This is a genomic window from Sabulicella rubraurantiaca (assembly GCF_017355885.1).
Lineage (GTDB): Bacteria > Pseudomonadota > Alphaproteobacteria > Acetobacterales > Acetobacteraceae > Roseococcus > Roseococcus rubraurantiacus.
The window spans coordinates 472,683-488,385 of record NZ_JAFEUU010000002.1 but is presented as its reverse complement, the minus strand read 5'-3'; the positions used below and the strand labels follow the sequence as shown (position 1 = coordinate 488,385).

At 70.9% G+C, this 15,703-nt stretch carries 16 protein-coding genes; 7 read left to right on the top strand and 9 right to left on the bottom strand.

Annotated elements, in window-relative coordinates; all coding sequences use genetic code 11:
• Positions 1-8 precede the first annotated feature (8 nt).
• Together JTJ31_RS06315 and JTJ31_RS06310 are read left to right on the top strand one after the other, a co-directional pair.
• The gene (locus tag JTJ31_RS06315) at positions 9-1,229 is read left to right on the top strand and encodes an MFS transporter (RefSeq protein ID WP_207537754.1); all 1,221 of its coding nucleotides are present in this window, start codon (positions 9-11) and stop codon (positions 1,227-1,229) included.
• Between the two features lie 7 nt (positions 1,230-1,236).
• Positions 1,237-1,875: a trimeric intracellular cation channel family protein gene (locus JTJ31_RS06310; RefSeq protein WP_207537753.1), complete on the top strand. Its 639-nt coding sequence runs from the start codon at positions 1,237-1,239 to the stop codon at positions 1,873-1,875.
• 4 nt (positions 1,876-1,879) lie between these two features.
• Here JTJ31_RS06310 and JTJ31_RS06305 read toward each other — a convergent pair whose 3' ends face one another.
• Together JTJ31_RS06305 and JTJ31_RS06300 are read right to left on the bottom strand one after the other, a co-directional pair.
• The gene (locus JTJ31_RS06305; protein ID WP_207537752.1) at positions 1,880-3,973 is read right to left on the bottom strand and encodes an acetate--CoA ligase family protein; all 2,094 of its coding nucleotides are present in this window, start codon (positions 3,971-3,973) and stop codon (positions 1,880-1,882) included.
• Positions 3,974-3,976: 3 nt separating this feature from the next.
• Positions 3,977-5,074 carry a M20/M25/M40 family metallo-hydrolase gene (locus tag JTJ31_RS06300; protein ID WP_207537751.1) on the bottom strand — a complete coding sequence of 366 codons (1,098 nt, stop codon included), beginning with the start codon at positions 5,072-5,074 and terminating at the stop codon, positions 3,977-3,979.
• Between the two features lie 50 nt (positions 5,075-5,124).
• Here JTJ31_RS06300 and JTJ31_RS06295 point away from each other — a divergent pair, with 50 nt between their 5' ends.
• The 5 genes from JTJ31_RS06295 to JTJ31_RS06275 are packed head-to-tail and all read left to right on the top strand — an operon-like array spanning position 5,125 to position 10,025.
• The gene (locus JTJ31_RS06295; protein WP_207537750.1) at positions 5,125-6,240 is read left to right on the top strand and encodes a threonine synthase; all 1,116 of its coding nucleotides are present in this window, start codon (positions 5,125-5,127) and stop codon (positions 6,238-6,240) included.
• Positions 6,237-7,736 (top strand): M81 family metallopeptidase, encoded by a 1,500-nt coding sequence (locus tag JTJ31_RS06290; RefSeq protein ID WP_207537749.1) that lies wholly within the window; start codon positions 6,237-6,239, stop codon positions 7,734-7,736. The genes JTJ31_RS06295 and JTJ31_RS06290 overlap by 4 nt, the downstream gene beginning before the upstream one ends.
• Positions 7,733-8,818 (top strand): alanine racemase, encoded by a 1,086-nt coding sequence (locus JTJ31_RS06285; RefSeq protein ID WP_207537748.1) that lies wholly within the window; start codon positions 7,733-7,735, stop codon positions 8,816-8,818. The genes JTJ31_RS06290 and JTJ31_RS06285 overlap by 4 nt, the downstream gene beginning before the upstream one ends.
• Complete coding sequence (locus tag JTJ31_RS06280; RefSeq protein WP_207537747.1) at positions 8,794-9,210, top strand: (Fe-S)-binding protein; 417 nt, start codon at positions 8,794-8,796, stop codon at positions 9,208-9,210. Before JTJ31_RS06285 ends, JTJ31_RS06280 begins: the two co-directional genes overlap by 25 nt.
• Positions 9,201-10,025 carry a heterodisulfide reductase-related iron-sulfur binding cluster gene (locus JTJ31_RS06275; protein ID WP_207537746.1) on the top strand — a complete coding sequence of 275 codons (825 nt, stop codon included), beginning with the start codon at positions 9,201-9,203 and terminating at the stop codon, positions 10,023-10,025. The genes JTJ31_RS06280 and JTJ31_RS06275 overlap by 10 nt, the downstream gene beginning before the upstream one ends.
• Before the next feature lie 58 nt (positions 10,026-10,083).
• On the opposite strand, the gene JTJ31_RS06270 is transcribed toward JTJ31_RS06275, so the two are convergent.
• The 7 genes from JTJ31_RS06270 to JTJ31_RS06240 form a co-directional block, all read right to left on the bottom strand.
• Complete coding sequence (locus JTJ31_RS06270) at positions 10,084-10,860, bottom strand: HpcH/HpaI aldolase family protein (RefSeq protein ID WP_207537745.1); 777 nt, start codon at positions 10,858-10,860, stop codon at positions 10,084-10,086.
• Between the two features lie 32 nt (positions 10,861-10,892).
• The gene (locus JTJ31_RS06265) at positions 10,893-11,687 is read right to left on the bottom strand and encodes an alpha/beta hydrolase (RefSeq protein WP_207537744.1); all 795 of its coding nucleotides are present in this window, start codon (positions 11,685-11,687) and stop codon (positions 10,893-10,895) included.
• 70 nt (positions 11,688-11,757) lie between these two features.
• Positions 11,758-12,561, bottom strand: a complete 804-nt coding sequence (locus JTJ31_RS06260; protein WP_207537743.1) for a MetQ/NlpA family ABC transporter substrate-binding protein — start codon at positions 12,559-12,561, stop codon at positions 11,758-11,760.
• 20 nt (positions 12,562-12,581) lie between these two features.
• On the bottom strand, positions 12,582-13,235 hold the full coding sequence (locus tag JTJ31_RS06255) for a methionine ABC transporter permease (protein ID WP_457852401.1): 654 nt from the start codon (positions 13,233-13,235) through the stop codon (positions 12,582-12,584).
• 5 nt (positions 13,236-13,240) lie between these two features.
• Positions 13,241-14,275: a methionine ABC transporter ATP-binding protein gene (locus JTJ31_RS06250; RefSeq protein WP_207537741.1), complete on the bottom strand. Its 1,035-nt coding sequence runs from the start codon at positions 14,273-14,275 to the stop codon at positions 13,241-13,243.
• A gap of 58 nt (positions 14,276-14,333) precedes the next feature.
• Positions 14,334-15,197: an SDR family oxidoreductase gene (locus tag JTJ31_RS06245; RefSeq protein WP_207537740.1), complete on the bottom strand. Its 864-nt coding sequence runs from the start codon at positions 15,195-15,197 to the stop codon at positions 14,334-14,336.
• A gap of 81 nt (positions 15,198-15,278) precedes the next feature.
• Positions 15,279-15,668: a hypothetical protein gene (locus tag JTJ31_RS06240; RefSeq protein WP_207537739.1), complete on the bottom strand. Its 390-nt coding sequence runs from the start codon at positions 15,666-15,668 to the stop codon at positions 15,279-15,281.
• Between the last annotated feature and the right edge of the window lie 35 nt (positions 15,669-15,703).

Below are 15,703 nucleotides of genomic sequence, written 5' to 3'. Positions count from 1 at the left end.
GCGCCGCCATGCCAGACGCCGCCATGCCTTCTCCCAAGCGCGACTACCAGACCTGCGCCCTGATCGGCACGGGACACTTCCTGTCGCATTTCTACGTGCTCTGCCTGCCGCCGCTCTTTCTGGTGTGGCGGGACGAGTTCGGGGTGTCCTTCGCCATGCTGGGCCTCGCCGTCGCGCTGATGAGCGGGACGACGGCGCTGCTGCAGACGCCGGTGGGGTTCCTGGTGGACCGGCACGGGGCGCGGCCCTTCCTGGTCGGCGGGACGTTGCTGATGGCGCTGTCCATCTCCGCCATGGCCTTCGTGCACGACTTCCGGCTGATCCTCGTGCTGGCCGTGCTGTCGGGCGTGGGCAACAGCGTCATCCACCCGGCGGACTACGCCATTCTCGCCGGCTCCATCCGCAAGGAGTTCATGGGCCGCGCCTTTGCCTTGCACACCTTCACCGGCAATCTCGGCTTCGCGCTCGGCCCGCCGGTGATCGCGGCGCTGCTGCTGATGATGGGGTGGCGCGACGCGCTGCTGCTGGTCGGCCTGCTCGGCGTGCCGGTGGTGGGCGCGATCCTGTGGCAGAGCCGCATCCTGAAGGAACAGCCGAAGAAGCGCGGCGAGGCAGCGAAGGGCGGGGCGCGGCTCCTCACCTCCAAGCCCATCCTGGCCTTCTTCGCCTTCTTCCTGCTTTCCGCCATGGCGGGGTCCGGCGTCTCGGCCTTCCTCATCACCGTGCTGGGCAAGCTGTGGTCCACCCCGGTCGCCGTCGCCTCGCTGGCGCTCACCGGCTACATGGCAGGCGCGACGGCGGGAACGCTGGTGGGCGGCTGGGTGGCCGACAAGCGCGGCGGCAACCTGCTGGGCTTCGTGATTGCGCTGACGCTGGTCTCCATGGGGCTGCTGCTCTCGCTCGGCTTCGTGCCCTGGCCGGAGTACCTCCTGCCCGCCGTGGCGCTGGTGGCCGGCGGCTGCCTCGGCGCCTCGCGCACGCCGCGGGACGTGATGCTGAAGGATGCCTGCCCCCCCGGCGAGGTGGGCAAGATCTTCGGCTTCGTTTCCTCCGGACTGCCGCTCGGCTCCGCCATCACCCCCGTTCCGCTGGGCTTCCTGCTGGACATGGGGCACGAGGCGCTGGTGCTGCCGGTGGTGGCGCTGCTGCTCGGCCTGTCGCTGCTTTGCGCCAGCGGGGCACGGGCGCTCTCCCTCCCGGCGCGGATGCGGATGCAGCCCGCCGAGTAGCCTCTTCATGCTGTTCGACGCCACGCTGCGCTGGCTGGACCTCGCGGGCATCGCAGTCTTCGCGGCCTCCGGCGCCCTGGTCGCCTCGCGCAAGCAGATGGACGTGGTGGGGTTCGTGGTGATCGCCTGCATCACCGGCATCGGCGGCGGAACTTTGCGAGACCTGCTGCTTGGCCGCACGCCGGTCTTCTGGCTGCGGGCGCCGGAACTCCTCGGCGTCGCGGCCGCCGTGGCGGTGCTCGTCTTCGTCGCGGCGCACCGTGTGGAGAATCGCTACCGCGCGCTGCTCTGGGCCGATGCGGTGGGGCTTTCGCTCTATGCCGTGCTGGGCGCCGAGATCGCACTGATGGCGGGCGCCGACCCCTGGGCCGCCGTGCTGCTCGGCGTGATGACGGCCAGCTTCGGCGGCATCCTGCGCGACGTGATCTGCAACGAGGTTCCGCTGCTGCTGCGGCGGGAGATCTACCTGACCGCGGCGGCGCTGGGCGCCGCCACCTTTGTCGCGCTGCGGCTGGAAGGCGTGTGGCGGGAGCCCGCCTTCCTGGCGGGCGCGCTGGCCTGCTTCCTCCTCCGCGCGGCTTCGCTGCTGCGCGGCTGGTCCCTGCCGGGCTACAAGCCGCGCCCCGGCAGGACCCACGAGCCGTAGAGGCTCAGCTTTCGGCCGCGTCCAGCTCGATCACCGCATCGGCGGCATAGGCGCCCTCGGGCAGGACAAGCACCGGGTTCACGTCCACCGACAGCAGGCGTGGCCCCGCGCCCGCAGCGAAGAGCGACAGGGCGGAGAGCGCCTGCGCCAGGGCCGGCACGTCAGCCTTGGGCCGGCCGCGCGCGCCGTCGAGCAGGGGGAAGCCCTTGAGCGAGCGGATCAGCCGCTCCGCCTCGGCCGCGTCGAAGGGGCAGCGGCGGAAGGCGACATCCTTCAGCACCTCGATGAACACGCCGCCAAGCCCGACCATGGCGACCGGCCCGAAGACGGGGTCGCGCAGGATCCCCATGGCCATCTCCACCGCGCCCTTGATCTGCTTCGCCACCAGCGCGCCCTCGATGCGCGCCCCGGGCGCGTGCTGCTTCGCGCGCTGCATCAGCGTGGCGAAGCCGGCCCGCACGGCCTCCTCGTCCCCGACGTCCAGCAGCACGCCGCCGATCTCGGATTTGTGCAGGATGTCGGGCGAGAGGATCTTCATCACCACGGGGAAGCCGAAGCGCCGCGCCGCCGCGACCGCGGCCTCCGCATCCGCGCAGGCTTCCTCCGGCACGGCGGGCACGCCCGCCGCGTCGAGGATCTGCTTCGCCTTCGCTTCGCTGGGCGCCGTGGCGGGCAAGGCGACCGGGGCGGGCTGGGGCGCGGCCTCGCCGCCGCGCGCGAAGGCCTCCCCGAAGCGGCCCATGGCGTGGAGCGCGACGACGGCGCGGGTCGGGTCCTCGAAGACCAGGAACCCGTCCTTCTCCCATTCCTGCGCCGTCTCGGGCGGGGCGATGATGGAGACGGCCCAGAGCCGGTCCGGATGCTCCTCCGCCACCGCCTTCATCTGGGCCCGCACCTTCGGCCCCACGGTGGGCGAGCCGCCGACCTGGGTGAAGAAGCCGAGCAGCGACGAATACCCGCCCTCCGCCGCCGTGGCGCGCGCGAACTCGCCCACCAGCTCGATCTGGTTGAAGGCCTGGGCGGTGCAGTCTACCGGGTTGCGCGGTGCGCAGAAGGGCACGAAGCCGAGCAGCTTCTTCTGCGCCTCCTCCGGCATGGGCGGCATCGGGAAGTCGAGCGATTCCGCGACGTCGGAGATCAGCACGCCGGCGCCGCCGGAGACGGTGATGACGCCCAGCGAGTTGCGCGCCGGGTACACGCGGCGCGTTGCGGCATAGGCGATGTCCAGCAGCTCCTCCGTGTTGCGGGCGCGGACCACGCCGTATTCCGCCAGCACCGCATCCGTCACCGCGTCGTCGCCGGCGATGGAGGCAGTGTGTGATTGCGCGGCGAGGCCACCCAGCGCCGAGCGGCCGACCTTCATCATGACGATGGGCTTGCGGTTGCGCCGCGCGAGGTCCAGCGCGGCGAGGAACTTCTCGCTCTCGCGGATGCCTTCCGCATAGGCGCAGATCACGTCCACCTCCGGCGCCTCGGCCATCCAGCCGAGCACGTCGCCCAGCGCCACCTCGGCCTCGTTGCCCGTGGTGACGCAGATCGGCGTGCCGATGTTGCGGATGCGTGCCAGCGAGAACAGGTGCGTGCCATAGGCGCCGGATTGCGAGGCGATGCCGATGCGCCCCGGCACCGGCCAGCCCTGCTCGAAGGAGGAGGAGAAGATCGGGTAGAAGCCGATCGCGTCGTTGAACAGGCCGAGGCAGTTGGGGCCGAGCAGCCGCATGCCGTTGCGCCGCGCCGCCGCCACCAGCTTGTCCTGCATCAGCGCGCCCTCGTCGCCCGTCTCGGCGAAGCCGGCGGTGAACATGATGGCGGCCTTGCAGCCCTTCTCGCCCAGCGCCTCCACGGCATCGAGCGCGGCGCTGCCCGGCACCGCGATGAGGCCGACATCCGGTACGCCCGGCAGAGATTCTACGCCGCTGAAGCACTTGATGCCCTGCACGGTGTCGCGCTTCGGGTTCACCGGCCACAGCTCGCCCCGGAAGCCGCGCGTCTTCATGTAGGCGATGGGACGGCCGCCGATGCGCGTCGCATCGTCGCTCGCGCCGATCACGGCGAGGGAGCGGGGGCGGATCATCGGGTCGAGCGTGGAGAAATCCATGGTTCAGGCCGTTTCCGTATCGTTGTCGTTGAGAAGGCGCAGATACAGCTCCCGCGCCGCTTCCAGCGCCGCAAGGGGCACGTGCTCGCGCGGCGTGTGCGCCAGGGCGATGGAGCCCGGCCCCAGGATCACGCAGGGCGCGACATCCTGCAGGATGGAGGCATCGGTGCCAAAGGGCACGGTGGACGGGGCACGGCCGGTGAGGCGGACGGCTTGGCGCACCAGCGGGTGCTCGACCGGAAGCTCCGGCGGCAGGCCTTCGCGCGCTATTTCCAGCTCCACCCCGGCGCTCCGCGCCGCCGCCTCCATGCGTGACAGGAGCGGGCTCGGGTCCAGCCGGTGGGAGTAGCGGAACTTCACCCGCGCCGTGGCCAGGGGCACGGAGACGTTCACCGCCGTGCCATGGTTGTCGACGACAAGGTTGAAATCCGAGAAGGGCGGGTCGTAGGCCTCGTCGTGCCACGCCGGATCCTCGCGCAGCATCGCGTGGATCTCGCGCAGCTCCGCCAGGAAGGGGATCAGCGCCCAGTTGGCGTTCACCCCGCGCCCGGTCGAGGAATGCGCCTGCACCCCGCGCGCGGTGGCGGTGAAGGCGATGTGCGAGCGATGGCCGCGCACCGGCACCAGCTCCGTCGGCTCCGCCACCACGATGCCGCGCAGCTTCGCGGCGCGGGCCAGTTCGGAGCGCTCGGCGATGACGCGTGCGCCGCCCTTGGTCGTCTCCTCATCCGCGGTGATCAGCAGCGTGGCGCGGGGCGCGGCCTGGGCGGCCAGGATGCAGGCGGCGACCGGCCCCTTCATGTCGCAGGAGCCGAGCCCGTGCAGCACGCCATCCCGCACCGCGCCCGACCATGGGTCGTCGGTCCAGCCTGTCTCGGGCACCGTGTCCATGTGGCCCGACAGGGCGATGCCGCCCGGCCCGCCGCGATGCGCCACCAGGGCACGCTTCGGGACGCCCTGCGCGTCGGTGTAGTCGAGGCGCTCCACCTCGAAACCATGCAACTCGGCCTCGATGCGCTCGGCGACGGACAGGTTGGAGACGGAGGATCGGCTGTCGAGCCGCACAAGTTCCGCGGCGAGGCCGGCGAGGCTGGTTTCCATGGGGTCGGAGGCTTGCCCGAAGCGGTCGGAAGGGCAACCCTGCCGGACGCATGGCTTCCTATCTCGACCCACGCAGCGGCCGCACCTGGCCGCTGGACACGCCCCGCTGGTGCGGCGATGCGCGCGAACCGCTGCTGCTGACCCCGCTTCCCGGCATCTCCCGCGACGACATCGCGCCCGTCCGCTCCATCTGGCGCTACGCCGCCGCGCTGCCCTTCCTGCCCGCTGCGCCCATCACCATGGGTGAGGGCTGCACGCCGCTGGTGGAGATGCGGCTGGGCGAGGGGACGGCCCTCGCCAAGTGCGAGTGGTTCATGCCCACCGGCTCCTTCAAGGATCGCGGCGCCTCCGTGATGCTCTCCCTCCTGCGCGAGCAGGGGGTGCGGGCGGTGCTGGAGGATTCCTCCGGCAATGGCGGCGCGGCGGTCAGCGCCTATGCGGCAGCAGGCGGCATGCAGGCGGAGATCTACGTGCCTGCCTCAACCTCCCCGGCCAAGACGGTGCAGAGCCGCGCGGCAGGGGCATCCATCACCCTGGTGCCGGGCAGCCGGCAGGATTGCGCCGAAGCGGCCGAGGCGGCGGCGGAGCGCATCTTCTACGCCAGCCACAACTGGCACCCCTTCTTCCTGGAAGGTACCAAGACCCTGGCCTATGAGCTCTGGGAGGATCTGGGCTTCCGCGCGCCGGACAACGTCATCGTGCCCTGCGGCGCCGGCTCCAATGTGCTCGGCCTGTGGCTCGGCTTCACCGAATTGCTGCGCGCCGGACAGGTGGCGAAGCTGCCGCGCATCTGGGCGTCGCAGCCGGCGAATTGCGGGCCCATCGCCCGCGCCGCGCTCGGCCTGCCGGAGCAGGAGGCGCGGCCCACCATCGCCGAGGGCACGGCCATCGCCAAGCCGCTGCGCCTGCCTGAATGCCTGCGCGCCCTGCGCGAGTCGGAAGGCGGTGCCGTGCTCACCGAGGAGAGCGAGATCGCCGAGGCCGCTTTGGCCCTGGCCCGGCGTGGCGTCTATGTGGAACCCACCTGTGCTCAGGCCGCCGCCGCCTTCACCAAGCTGCTGGACCAGGGGCGCATCGCCGCGCGCGAGACCACGGTGGTGCTGCTGACCGGGACCGGGCTGAAGGCGACGCCCCGCTTCGCCGAGATGCTGGGGGTGGAGATATGAGCGGCCCGCGCATCGCCCTGCTGGGCTTCTCCATCGAGTGCAACCGTTTCGCGCCTCCCGCCGGGCTGGAGGATTTCAGCACGCGCTGCTGGCTGCGCGGCGATGCCATCGTTTCCGACGCGCGCTCCGCCGCGCCGCAGGCCCTGGGCGAGATGCCGGGCTTCGTCACCCGCATGGACGAGACCGGCCCCTGGCAGCCGCGCCCGATCATGCTCGCCATGGCCGAGCCGAACGGCCCGGTGGACCACGCGCTGTTCCTCTCGATGATGGAGGAATGGCGCGAGGGGCTGCGCGTCCTGCGCGGCGAGGTGGAAGGCGCCTATGCGGTGCTGCACGGCGCAGGACTGACGACCGTTCTGGACGACCCGGAAGGTGCCTTGCAGGCGCTGGTGCGGAGCGAGCTGGGCGAGGTGCCCTTCATTTGCTCCTACGACCTGCATGCCAATGTGTCCGACGCCAACGTGGCGCTGAACGATGCCTTCGTGGGCTACCGGACCAATCCGCATCTCGACATGCGCGAGCGTGGCGCGGAATCCGCTGACCTGATGCGCCGATTGCTGGCCGGCGAGCGCTTCGTGCGCGCGCATCGCCGCCTGCCCATCGTGGCGCCCACCGTGTCTCTGCTGACGGCGCAGGGCCCCTATGCCGAGGTCATCAATTTGGGCCAGGAGCGCGCCGCCACCGATCCGCGCATCGTCAATGTCTCGGTGATGGCGGGCTTCGCCTATGGCGACACGCCCTTCAACGGCATGTGCGCCGTGGTGACGGCGACGCACCAGGGCGCGGCGGATGCGCTGGCCGATGAGCTGGCCGAGGCGGCATGGGAGCGGCGCCACCGCTTCGTCGCCGCGCTGACGGAGCTGGAGGAAGCGACGCAGCGCGCCCTGACCAGCGACGTGCCACTCGCCTTCGCCGATGTCGCCGACAACCCCGGCGGCGGCGGCCGCGGCAACACCATGTGGATACTGGAATCCTTCCATCGCGCCGGCGTGAAGGGCGCGGTGTTCGGCGTGATCCACGATCCCGAACTGGCGGTCGAGGCGCATCGCCTCGGGATCGGTGCGCGGTTCGAGGCGCGGTTCAACCGTGATTCCGGCCAGGACCCCTTTGCCCGCCCCTTCGCGGCGCAAGCGGAGGTGGTGGCGCTTTCCGACGGACGCGTCACCGGGCGGCGCGGCATCTTCAAGGGCACGGCCATGCAGATGGGCCGTACGGCACGGCTGCGCTTGGGCGGGATCGAGGTGGTGGTGATCGAGGGCCGCACCCAATGCGCCGACCCTGCCTTCCTGGAGCATCTGGGCATCGACATCGCCCAGGCGCGCTGCGTGGTGGTGAAGTCGCGCGGGCATTTCCGCGGCGGCTTCGACGAGTTCTTTGACCACGAGCGCATCGTGGAGGTGGACGCGCCGGGCCTCACTTCGCCCATCCTGTCCCGCTTCGACTGGCAGAAGCTGCCGCGCCCCGTGCTGCCCCTGGATTCCGAGACCACGCGATGACCCTCGACGACCTGCTCACCCCCGCCCTCGTGCTGGACCTCGGTGTGCTCCGGCGCAACCTTGCCATGATGCGCCGCGCGCTTGAGCGCCATCCGGGCGTGGTGCTGCGCCCTCACCTCAAGACCGCCAAGAGCATCGAGGTGGCAAAGCTGGCCGCGCCGGATGGCGGCCCCATCACCGTCTCCACCCTGGCCGAGGCGCGGTACTTCGCGAAGGCGGGCTGGCGTGACCAGATCTATGCCGTGGGCATCACGCCGGGGAAGCTGGATGCGGTCGCGGCGCTGAACGCGGAAGGCGCGCAGGTGAAGGTCATCACCGACGATGCCGAGGCGGCGCGCGCGGTCGCCGCCCATCCCGGCGCGGTCGAGGCGCTGGTGGAGGTGGATGTGGGCGAGGGGCGCGGCGGCGTCCCGCCCGAGGAGGCCAAGGCGGTCGCGGCAGCGCTCGGTTCGCGCCTGGCCGGCGTCTTCACCCATGCCGGTCATTCCTATGGCGGCCGCTCCCTGGAGGAGATGGCCCGCATCGCGGAGGAGGAACGGCTGGGCGTCACCCGCGCCGCCGCCGCGCTGCGCGAGGCCGGGCACCAGCTGCGCATCGTCTCGCTCGGCTCCTCCCCGACCGCGCTGCATGCGAAGAGCCTGGAGGGCATCACCGAGGTGCGCGCCGGCGTCTACATGTTCGGCGACCTGTTCCAGGAGCAGCTCGGCACGCATCCGGAGGGCGAGATCGCCGTGACGGTGCTGGCCAGCGTCATCGGCCGCAAGCCGGCACGGGACGCGCTGCTGCTGGACAGCGGCGCCCTGGCGATGAGCAAGGACCGATCCACCGAGAAGGCGCCGCGCGACGACGGGTTCGGCCTCGTGCTGGATCTGGATGGGAAGCGCGCCTTCGGCCACGCGGTTCTGACCCGTGTCCACCAGGAGCACGGCGAGGCGCATCCCATGCCCGACATGCCGGTGGGCACCAAGCTGCGCGTCGCCCCCAACCACACATGCCTGACAGCGGCGGCCTTTGACCGCTATCATGTGGTGGACGGATCGCGCGAGGTGATCGCCACATGGGACCGGGTGAACCACTGGTGAGCCTCTCGGCGCTGCGCGAGGCGGAGACGGCGCGCATCACCGCCGCCTGCCTGCGTTGCGGCGCCTGCTTCGCCGCCTGCCCCATGGTGCCATTCGCGCCGGGCGCCGAGGGCGCCCAGGGCGGCGCCGTGGTGGAGGGCGTGCTGGACCTGCTCAATGGCGGGCCGGGCGACGAGGCCTCGCGCGCCTGGGTCGCCGCCTGCACCCGCTCCGGCTCCTGCAACGCCGCCTGCCCGGAGGCGGTGAACCCGATGCTGATGCTGCGCCTCGCCAAGTGGCGGGCCAACGAGACGGGCGCCCTGCCCAAGCGCGACGCGCGCGACGCGATGGCCCGGGTCAAGGCCTTCGCGCGGCTGACCATGACGGAGGAGGAGCAGGCGCGATGGCTGTGAACCTGTTCTGGTACGGCTGCAACATGACCCGCCATGCGGAGATCATCCGCCTGTCGGAACGGCTGCTGGAATGCGTCGGCACGCCGGCGCAACCCGTCGGCGGGCCGGGCGCCTGCTGCGGCAGCCCCAAGGAGAGCGAGCCCCGCATCAACGAGGCGATGGCCGCGCGCACCATGGATGGGTTCGCGGCGCGTGAGGCGGAGCGGGTGATGACCTGGTGCCCCTCTTGCCACATGAACCTCGAGGATTTCATGGCCCCGGTGAAGGGCCAGGGTTTCCGCCACGCACATCTCTGCGAGGCGCTGCACGAAGGCCGCGGCGCGCTGGCGAAGCTGATGACGCAGCACATCCCGGCGCGGGTGTTGCTGGATGCGCATGTGGGCTTCGGCGATCGCGTGGACGTGAACACGCTGATTCCGGAGTTGCTGCGCCTCGTGCCCGGGGTGGAGATGCTGGACCACCCGTATCGCGGCGCGTCCTACATGTGCTTCGGCTTGGCCAACGTGCCGGGTGCGCTGCCCGCCCACAAGGCGCGGCTGCTGGCGGCGGCGCGGGAAGCGGGGGCGGACACCATCGTGACCATCTTCCATTCCTGTCACCGCGAGATGGTGGCGCTGGAGCGCGACCATGGCATCCGCGTCGTGAACTGGGTCCACCTGCTGGCCGAGGGCGCGGGCTGGGACTACCGCGACGAATACAAGGAATGGCGCAACGCCGAGGACCCGACTGCGGCGATCGGCCCCGCGCGCATGGCGGCGGCCGGGGAGGAGGCGGTGAAGCGCCTCGCCCTGCCGGAACTCACCCGCCCGCGGTAGATCCAGTGCTTAAGCGCATTCCCGAGCCGCCGGGCGATCCCGCTCGGCTTGGAATGCGCTAGCCGCCCTCACGCACCAGCGACACGCCCTCCGCGATGCGCGAGTGCAGCGCCATGATGTCGGAACACAGGCCCAGCGTGTCGTAGCCGCGCGCCGCCAGCGCCTTCGCCTCACCGGCCGAGGTGGCGAGACGGCCAAAGGCCTTGCCGTGCCGCTTCGCCGCCTCGCGCACCCGCGCTTCGACCGCGTGGAAATCGGGGTGGTCGAACTGGCCGGGAATTCCGAGCGAGCAGGACAGGTCGTTGTGGCCGATCCAGAGGCAATCCACCCCCTCCACGGCCGCGATGGCGTCCGCATCCTCCGCGCCCGCGCGCGTCTCGATTTGGATGATGATGGCCTTGCGCGCATCCGCCTCCGCCATCTTCACGACGGCGGGGCCGGGGCGGTAGCCGTCATGCGCGATGCCCATCGCCGCGCCGCGCGTGCCGCCCGATGGCGGATAGGTGGCCCAGGCGACGAAGTCCCGCGCCTCGGCAGCGGAGGAGACGAGGGGCGCCATCAGCCCGTCCGCCCCCATGTCCAGGGCGCGCGACACCTCATTCGGATGGCGATGCGCGACACGGACGATGACGGGCAGGTCGGCGGCCCTTCCGCCCACGCAAACCGTCTTCACCGTCTCGAAGCCGAAGCCCGAATGCTCCATGTCGAGCACCATGAAATCCGCTCCGGCTTGCCGCACGATCAGTGGCAGGCCAGGCGTCGCGAACTCCATGGCAAAGAGGCCGAGCTTCAGGCCGGGCGCGAGCAGGCGCTGGCGCCAGGTGGCATGGGGCATCCCCGATTTCTCCCTTGAAGGGCCAGCGGTCGCTAGTTGATGCCGTCCAGCAGGGCGATGATCCGCTCGGGCACCGCGGCCTGGGCGTCGTGCGGCACGTCCATCTCCATGAAGCGCCAGCCCTGCGCCTGCTTGGCCCGTGCCCGCACCCGGCTCGGCTCGATCGAGGCGAGGGGCGGGTTGGTGTAGGAGACGTAGGTGACGGGCCGGCCGGCGCCCGGCGGCGCCTTCAGCCGGAGCGGCGTGTCGTAGGTGCCGAAGGGATGCGGCGCGAGCTGCCGGCCGAACCAGGCGCGCACGTCATCGGGCAAGGGAAAGGCGGAAAGCGGAGGGACGGGAAGGGCGACGCCGCCACCCTGCTCGGCCACGGTGCGGCGGCGCGCCTCCTCAATGCCGGGCGGCAGCACGGCGAAGGCGGTGTCGCCATTCTCCGGCAGCAGCGCGTCCAGATAGACCAGGTGCCGAATGCGGTCGGGCATGCGGTCCGCCACCCCGGTGACGGCGAAGCCGCCAAAGGAATGGCCGACCAGGATCACGTCGCGCAGGTCCTCCGCAAGCAGGACGGCGGCGATGTCCTCCACGAAGGTGTCGATGGTGATGGAGCGCGCCATGAGGTGCTTGCGCTCGCCCAGCCCGGTCTGGGTGGGGGTGAAGACGCGATGGCCCTTGGCGCGCAGCCCTTCGGCCGTGTGCTTCCAGATCCAGCCGCCGCCCCATGCGCCATGCACCAGCACATAGGTCTTGGGCGTGGCGGCCTGCTGCTGGGCGAGGGAAGGGGTGGCCGCAAGGGCGAGTGCCCCGGCGGCCAGCATCGTGCGACGTTCCATGGCGTTTCTATTCCTTCGACTTGGCCGGATTGGGCCATGGTCGATGCGGAATGGCAACGCCCGCGCGGCCTCAGAAGGCTGGCACCACCGCGCCCTGGAAGGTGGCGGTGACGAACTCCTTCACTTCCGCCGAGTGATAGGCGGCGACGAGGCGGCGCACCCACTCCGCCTCGCGATCCGCCTGCCGCACGGCGATCAGGTTGCTGTAAGGGTTGTCCGCGCCCTCGATGGCGATGGCGTCGCGCACCGGGTTCAGCCCCGCCTGGATGGCGAAGTTGCTGTTGATCGCTGCGGCCTCCACCTCGTCCAGCGCGCGGGGCAGCTGGGCCGCTTCAAGCTCCACGACGCGGATGCGCTTCGGGTTCTCCGTGATGTCGGCGACGGTGGAGCGGAAATCCCCCTCGCCGCGCAGGCGGAAGGCGCCGTTTGAGGCGAGCAGCACCAGGGCCCGGCCGCCATTGGTGGGATCGTTGGGGATGGCGACGCGGCCGCCCTGCGGGATGTCGGCCAAGCGGCGATGGCGGCGCGAATACACGCCCATCGGGAAGATGACGGTGCGAGCCACGGCAACCAGCGGCAGGCGGCGGTCGCGCACCTGCTGATCGAGGAAGGGCTGGTGCTGGTAGGAATTGGCGTCCAGGTCGCCCGCGGCCAGCGCTGCGTTGGGCTGGATGTAGTCACTGAACTCGGTGATGCGCAGCACGAGCCCGTCGCGCCCCGCCACCTCGCGCACCTTCTCCATGATCTGCGCGTGTGGCCCGGCGGTGACGCCGATGCGCAGCGGGCGCCCCTGTGTGCCGATGGCGGGGGACTGGGCGGCCGCTGCGAAGGGCAGGGCAAGGCCCGCGAGCAGGAGGGGACGGCGAGCGGTCATGGGGGTGTTTCCTTGTGGGTTCAGCGACGCGAAAGCCGGCGGACCAGCCAATCCCCCAGGGATTGCAGGCCCTGCACGAACAGGATCAGCACGAGCACGACGGTGAGCATCACCTCGGGCATGAAGCGCTGGTAGCCGAAGCGGATGCCCAGGTCGCCGAGCCCGCCGCCCCCGACCGCCCCCGCCATGGCCGAGAAGCCGACCAGCGAGACGAGGGCCACGGTGGTGGCGGCGATCAGCCCCGGCAGGGCCTCCGGCACCAGCACCTTGGTGACGATCTGCATCCGGGTCGCGCCCATGGCGCGCGCCGCCTCGATCACGCCTCGGTCCACCTCGCGCAGCGCGTTCTCGAAAAGCCGCGCCAGGAAGGCGGTGGCGGCCAGGGCCAGCGGCACCACCGCCGCCCCTGTGCCGATGGAGGTCCCGGCGACGAGGCGGGTGAAGGGCACGATCGCCACCATCAGGATGATGAAGGGGGTGGAGCGCACCGCATTGACCAGCAGGCCGAGCGGCCGGTTCATCCAGGGCCGCGGCGACAGCCCGCCCGGCCCGGTGGCGTGGAGCAGCAGCGCCAGCGGCAGACCAAGCGCGACGGCGATAGCGGCGGAGATGCCGACCATCACCAGCGTCTCCCAGAATCCCTCGACGAGGAGGTCCACCATGGCGGGGGTCAGCCAGTTCATGCCGCTTCTCCCAGCTCGGTGACGTGGAGGCCGAGGGAGCGCATCCAGCCCAGCGCGCCTTCCAGCTTGTCCGGCGCGCCATAGGCGGCGAGGGCCATGACGCCGAAGGGCTCGCCCGCGATCTCGTCCACGCGGCCACTGACGATGTTCATGTCCACGCCGAAGTCACGGCTGGCCTCGCTCACCACCGCGCGGGTGGAGTTGGGCCCGGCGAAGAGCACCTGCACGAGGCGCCGCGCCTCGCCGGGATTGGGCTGCGGCAGGCGGGAGAGAGTGCCGGGCGGGACGGAATGGCCGATCACCTCGGCCACGAAGCGGCGCGTAGTGGGCTGGCGCGGCCGGGTGAAGACGCCGAAGACCGGGCCTTCCTCGATCACGCGTCCTGCCTCCATCACCGCCACACGGTCGCAGACCGACTTCACCACCGCCATCTCATGGGTGATGAGCAGCACGGTGAGGTCGAGCCGCGCCCGCAGGTCGCGGATCAGCGCCAGGATCTCGGCGGTCGTCTCGGGGTCGAGGGCGCTGGTCGCCTCGTCGCAAAGCAGGATGCGCGGGCCGCTGGCCAGCGCCCGGGCAATGCCCACGCGCTGCTTCTGCCCGCCGGATAGCTGCGCCGGATAGGCGTCGCGCTTGGCCTCCAGCCCCACCAGCGGCAGGAGTTCAGCCACGCGCCGCTCCCGCTCCGCCCGCGCCATGCCCGCCACTTCCAGCGGGAAGGCGACGTTCTCGGCCACGGTGCGGCGGGCATGGAGGTTGAAGTGTTGGAACACCATGCCCATCCCGCGCCGCGCCGCGCGCAAGGCCGGCTCGTCCAGGGCCATCAGATCCTGGCCCAGCACCTCGACCCGGCCGGAATCCGGCCGCTCCAGCAGGTTCACGCAGCGGATGAGGGTGGACTTCCCGGCGCCGGAACGACCGACGATGCCGAACACCTCGCCAGGGGCGATGTCGAGCGAAACCTCCTCCAGCGCGGGGGGCGCGCCGGGGGCGAAACGCTTGGAGAGCCGGGACAGGGCGATGGCAGCCATGGCAAGGATATGCGGAAGCCCTGCCCTCAGCGGAAGTGACGGGACGGAATACCCGCCATCACCCGTTGATGACCGTGCCCCCGTTCGGGTGCAGCACCTGGCCGTTGATGTAGGAGCTGTCCGCCTCGCTGGCCAGGAAGATGTAGGAGGGCGCCACCTCGTCCGGCTGGCCGGCGCGCTCCATGGGGGCGCTGCTGCCATGGCTCGCCGTCCGCTGCTCGTCGAAGGAGGCGGGGATGAGCGGCGTCCAGATCGGGCCGGGGGCGACAGCGTTCACCCGGATCTTCCGGTCCTTCCACAGCTTCTGCGACAGGGAGCGGGTCAGGGCCACGATCGCGCCCTTGGTGGCGGCGTAGTCCGGCAGTTCCGGGCTGCCGCGATAGGCGGTGATGGAGGTGGTGTTGATGATGCTTCCCCCGGCCGGTATGTGCGGCAAGGCGGAGCGGATCATCCAGATGTAGCCGAAGATGTTGGTGCGGAAGGTGCGCTCCACCTGCTCGGTCGGGATCTCGGTGAAGTCCTTGGTTTCGTGCTGCTCGGCCGCGTTGTTCACCAGGATGTCGATCAAGCCATCCAGGTGCGATTTCGCCTTCGTCACTGCCTGCTGACAGAATTCCGGGTCGCCCACGTCGCCGGCGATGGCCAGCGCCTTGCGCCCCTCCGCCTCGATGCGCCGCACCGTTTCCTGCGCGTCCTCCTCCTCATCCTTGTAGAGGATGACCACATCGGCGCCTTCCTTGGCGAAGCCGATGGCGACCGCACGCCCGATGCCGGAATCGCCGCCCGTCACGATGGCGCGCTTGCCCTTCAGCTTCCCGGCAGGTTTCCAGCCCTCCATGAAAGAGCGCGGCTGGGGCGTCATCTCCGCTTCGCTGCCGGGCTGATGGTCCTGCTTCTGCGGGGGTTGGAGTTCTTTGGCCATGCGCCCCCAACGCGGAGCCCGGGGCGGCGGGTTTCGTGAAACCCCCCATGCTCCGCGGCCCCTTTGGAGGCGTCTATCCTGTCAGGACCAGGACTCGATGCAGGTGATGCCTCCGGCATTCCCGCGCGCCGTGTAGCTCTGGTTGCCGGAGAACTGCGTCCATTCGCGGCGGCAGACGCGGCTCGGTCCCGTTGGCAGCAGGGCCGACACGGAGAGCGCCGCCCGGCTGCCCGGCACCACGTTCAGGCAGCGCTGCTGCCCGGCGGCGATGGCGTCCTGTACCACGTTCCGCGTCCAGCCCGTGGCGACGTCCTGGCCGGGGCGTGGCGGCTGGAAGCGGAAATCCGCCTGGAGGGACACGTTGGTGTTGTTGACGATGCACAGCCGCAGTGTCTCGCCCTGCGCGAAAGCCGGGTTCGCGCCAAGAAGGCCAAGCCCGAAGGCAGCGAGGAGGAAGGGACGCAGTTTCATTCGAGGAAGTCTCTTGCTTCTGGATGAGGGAACCC

Coding starts and splice junctions, on each gene's coding strand:
- JTJ31_RS06315 (WP_207537754.1), top strand. CDS start 9: ATGCCAGACGCCGCCATGCCTTCTCCCAAGCGCGACTACCAGACCTGC.
- JTJ31_RS06295 (WP_207537750.1), top strand. CDS start 5,125: ATGGCTTCCTATCTCGACCCACGCAGCGGCCGCACCTGGCCGCTGGAC.
- JTJ31_RS06305 (WP_207537752.1), bottom strand. CDS start 3,973: ATGGATTTCTCCACGCTCGACCCGATGATCCGCCCCCGCTCCCTCGCC.
- JTJ31_RS06290 (WP_207537749.1), top strand. CDS start 6,237: ATGAGCGGCCCGCGCATCGCCCTGCTGGGCTTCTCCATCGAGTGCAAC.
- JTJ31_RS06310 (WP_207537753.1), top strand. CDS start 1,237: ATGCTGTTCGACGCCACGCTGCGCTGGCTGGACCTCGCGGGCATCGCA.
- JTJ31_RS06285 (WP_207537748.1), top strand. CDS start 7,733: ATGACCCTCGACGACCTGCTCACCCCCGCCCTCGTGCTGGACCTCGGT.
- JTJ31_RS06275 (WP_207537746.1), top strand. CDS start 9,201: ATGGCTGTGAACCTGTTCTGGTACGGCTGCAACATGACCCGCCATGCG.
- JTJ31_RS06240 (WP_207537739.1), bottom strand. CDS start 15,668: ATGAAACTGCGTCCCTTCCTCCTCGCTGCCTTCGGGCTTGGCCTTCTT.
- JTJ31_RS06260 (WP_207537743.1), bottom strand. CDS start 12,561: ATGACCGCTCGCCGTCCCCTCCTGCTCGCGGGCCTTGCCCTGCCCTTC.
- JTJ31_RS06270 (WP_207537745.1), bottom strand. CDS start 10,860: ATGCCCCATGCCACCTGGCGCCAGCGCCTGCTCGCGCCCGGCCTGAAG.
- JTJ31_RS06245 (WP_207537740.1), bottom strand. CDS start 15,197: ATGGCCAAAGAACTCCAACCCCCGCAGAAGCAGGACCATCAGCCCGGC.
- JTJ31_RS06300 (WP_207537751.1), bottom strand. CDS start 5,074: ATGGAAACCAGCCTCGCCGGCCTCGCCGCGGAACTTGTGCGGCTCGAC.
- JTJ31_RS06280 (WP_207537747.1), top strand. CDS start 8,794: ATGGGACCGGGTGAACCACTGGTGAGCCTCTCGGCGCTGCGCGAGGCG.
- JTJ31_RS06250 (WP_207537741.1), bottom strand. CDS start 14,275: ATGGCTGCCATCGCCCTGTCCCGGCTCTCCAAGCGTTTCGCCCCCGGC.
- JTJ31_RS06265 (WP_207537744.1), bottom strand. CDS start 11,687: ATGGAACGTCGCACGATGCTGGCCGCCGGGGCACTCGCCCTTGCGGCC.